The organism is Aurantimonas sp. C2-5-R2 (assembly GCF_036549495.1).
GTDB classification, from domain to species: Bacteria; Pseudomonadota; Alphaproteobacteria; order Rhizobiales; family Rhizobiaceae; genus Aurantimonas; species Aurantimonas coralicida_A.
In genome coordinates this window covers 1-2,795 of the sequence record NZ_JAZHLJ010000176.1, presented here as the reverse complement: position 1 = coordinate 2,795, position 2,795 = coordinate 1, and the positions used below count along the sequence as shown (strand labels likewise).

2 protein-coding genes and 1 pseudogene are annotated in these 2,795 nt (G+C 63.4%); all 3 read left to right on the top strand.

Annotation, left to right across the window (positions count from 1 at the left end; genetic code table 11):
- Positions 1-386 (top strand): NYN domain-containing protein (locus tag VQ044_RS24550; protein ID WP_331827851.1); only part of this gene is annotated, 386 nt, incomplete at its 5' end.
- Positions 387-419: 33 nt separating this feature from the next.
- The gene (locus tag VQ044_RS24545) at positions 420-1,640 is read left to right on the top strand and encodes an MFS transporter (RefSeq protein WP_327650263.1); all 1,221 of its coding nucleotides are present in this window, start codon (positions 420-422) and stop codon (positions 1,638-1,640) included.
- 207 nt (positions 1,641-1,847) lie between these two features.
- Positions 1,848-2,704 (top strand): annotated as a pseudogene (locus tag VQ044_RS24540) (IS3 family transposase); the annotation flags it as partial.
- Between the last annotated feature and the right edge of the window lie 91 nt (positions 2,705-2,795).

Sequence of the window (2,795 nt, the reverse complement as noted above, 5' to 3'; positions counted from 1 at the left end):
TCTACTATAAGGACATGCGCGACGAGGCAGAACGAGATCGTCAGTCGGGGCTCCTGCGGCGCCTGTCCGCCGGGGGATTTGAAGTGCGGGGCGATGCGCCCGAGGACTTCGGGCCGGGTCCCAAGGAGCGCTACGGCACCAACCTTGTCGAGATGGCGGTCGACGCGATGACGATCGCTCGCGACGTGGATCATGTGATCCTTGTCGCCGGCGACAGGAAGCTTGTGCCCCTGGTCCGAGCATTGCGTGCAGCCGGCGTCGGCGTGACGGTCGCCACGGCTCTCGACGTGCCGGTCGCGATCAGGTCTGCCGACACGCTGCTCGCCGCCGCCGATGATCATATCGACTTCACCCGTCATCTCCTGTCTGACACGTCGTCGAATTGACGACCTGCGAGCTTGGCTGACGGGAGACGTGCAGTGCAGACCTTCGGACGGTTCCTCATCGGCAACGTCAGGTGGCTTGCGGGCGCCTTCCTGCTGACGCTCTTCTCGTCCTTTGGGCAGACCTTCTTCATTTCCCTATCAAACGGGGGGATCCGCGAGGCCTTCGGGCTAAGCCACGGCGAGTTTGGCGGCCTCTACATGCTCGCGACGCTCCTCAGCGCGGCGACTCTGCCGTTTCTCGGGCGTCCCCTGGATCGATATTCCACAGTGACCGTGGCGATCGTGACGATGGTCATGCTTGCGGGCGCCACCATCACGATGGGGCTCGCAGGCTCGCTGCCGACGCTGGTTCTCGCGCTCTACCTGCTACGCCTGTTCGGGCAGGGAATGATGACCCAAACGGCCATGACCGCCACAGGGCGTTGGTTCGCCTTGAACCGGGGCCGCGCCATCTCGATCGCTACCCTCGGCTTCCACGTCGGCAGCGCTTCTCTTCCCTTCCTGTTCGTCATCGTGTCCGGCCTCGTCGGCTGGAGGGGAAGCTGGTTTGTCTGCGCGGCCTTCGTCCTCCTCGTCGCTCTGCCCCTGGTCGCGGCGCTGGTTCGCAAGGAACGCAATCCGCAGAGCGAAGCCCTACCGGCGGCCCAACGTGAGCTGAAGAACTGGACCCGGAGCGAGGTCCTGCGCGATCCGACGTTCTACGCCATCTGCCTGGGTATCTTGGCTCCCCCCTTTGTCGGGACGACTATCTTCTTCCACCAGGTCTACCTGACCGAGCTGCGGGGCTGGCCGCTGCAACTTTTCGCGAGTGGCTTTGTCGCCATGTCCGCAACGACGATGGCTTTCGCACTTTTGGCCGGGTGGTTGATCGACCGCTTCTCCGCGGTCCAGCTGCTGCCGATGTTCCTGCTGCCGCTGGCCTTTGCCTGCTTCGCGGCCGCCTTTCTGACGGCGCCCTGGGCGATCTTCGTCTTCATGGCGCTCCTGGGCGTCAGCTACGGCTTTTCGTCCACCCTGGAGAGCGCGATGTGGCCTGAGGTCTACGGCACCAGGCATCTCGGCGCGATCCGCTCGGTGGTGGTGGCCGCGATGGTGCTGGCATCGGCGATGGGACCCGGCATCACCGGCTACCTGATCGACGCCGGCGTTGACTACTCGCGGCAATTGGCTGTCATGGGCGCCTATGCTCTCGGTGCCGCTGGCGTCATGACTGTCATCTCACGCCGTCTCATAGCTCGACGGGCAGCGTCGTAGAGGTCCGGTGGTCACGCTGCCCAGCGGATGCACAGGTGGGTTGGGGCTCTGAGTAGCAGCGGAACAGAAAATACACACATGCGCCCAATGTCCGCCGTTCAGCGCCAGATTGGCGAGCCGGAGAGAGGTGGCTCGGGAAAATTGGACAGCGTGCTGAGTGGATTGTCTGCCTGAAGATGGCCAGGATGGCCGTGATCAGGAGAGACGATGAGCAAGAGACCCAGGCGGAACCACATCCCTGCCTTCAAGGCGAAAGTGGCGCTCGCGGCGGTGCGCGGCGAGAAGACGCTGGCCGAGTTGGCGCAGCAGTTCGACGTGCATCCCAACCAGATTACGCAGTGGCGCTCGCAGCTTCTGGATGGCGCCGCCGGTGTTTTCGGATCGGAGACGAACGCTGTCGCCGCCACGCCGGTGATCGACGTGAAGACGCTCCACGCAAAGATCGGAGAGTTGACGCTGGCGAACGATTTTTTAGAAGGCGCGCTCGACAAGGCCGGACTGTTGGCGAGCGCAAGACGATGATTGATCGATCCCATGATCTACCGGTCGCTGGCCAGGCCCGAGAGCTCGGGATCAGTCGGGGCAGCGTCTACTACCTGCCGCGCCCGGTTTCGACCGCCGATCTCCTGCTCATGCGGCGGATCGACGAGCTGCATCTGGAATACCCCTTCGCCGGCAGCCGCATGCTGCGCGACCTCCTGGCAGGGGAAGGCATCATCGTAGGCCGCCTGCATGTTGCGACGTTGATGAAGCGGATGGCGATCGAAGCGATCTACCGTCGGCCAAACACGTCGAAGCCGGCGCCGGGTCACAAGATCTATCCCTACCTGCTCCGCAAGCTGCCGGTGACGCGACCGAACCAGGTCTGGGCGATGGATATTACATACATCCCGATGGCACGGGGCTTCGTCTATCTTGCGGTCGTTGTGGACTGGTTCAGCCGCCGGGTGCTGGCTTGGCGCCTGTCGATCACGCTGCATGCCGACTTCTGCACCGAGGCTCTGGAAGAGGCGTTGGCCCGCTTCAGAGCGCCGGAGATCTTCAATACCGATCAAGGTTCGCAAGGCGGATTCAACCGGTCGTCGCAACAGGTGCTATAATACTCGCTTCCAAGAGAAGCGCGAGGGTTTCTGCTGGAGACTTCCAACCGAGGGT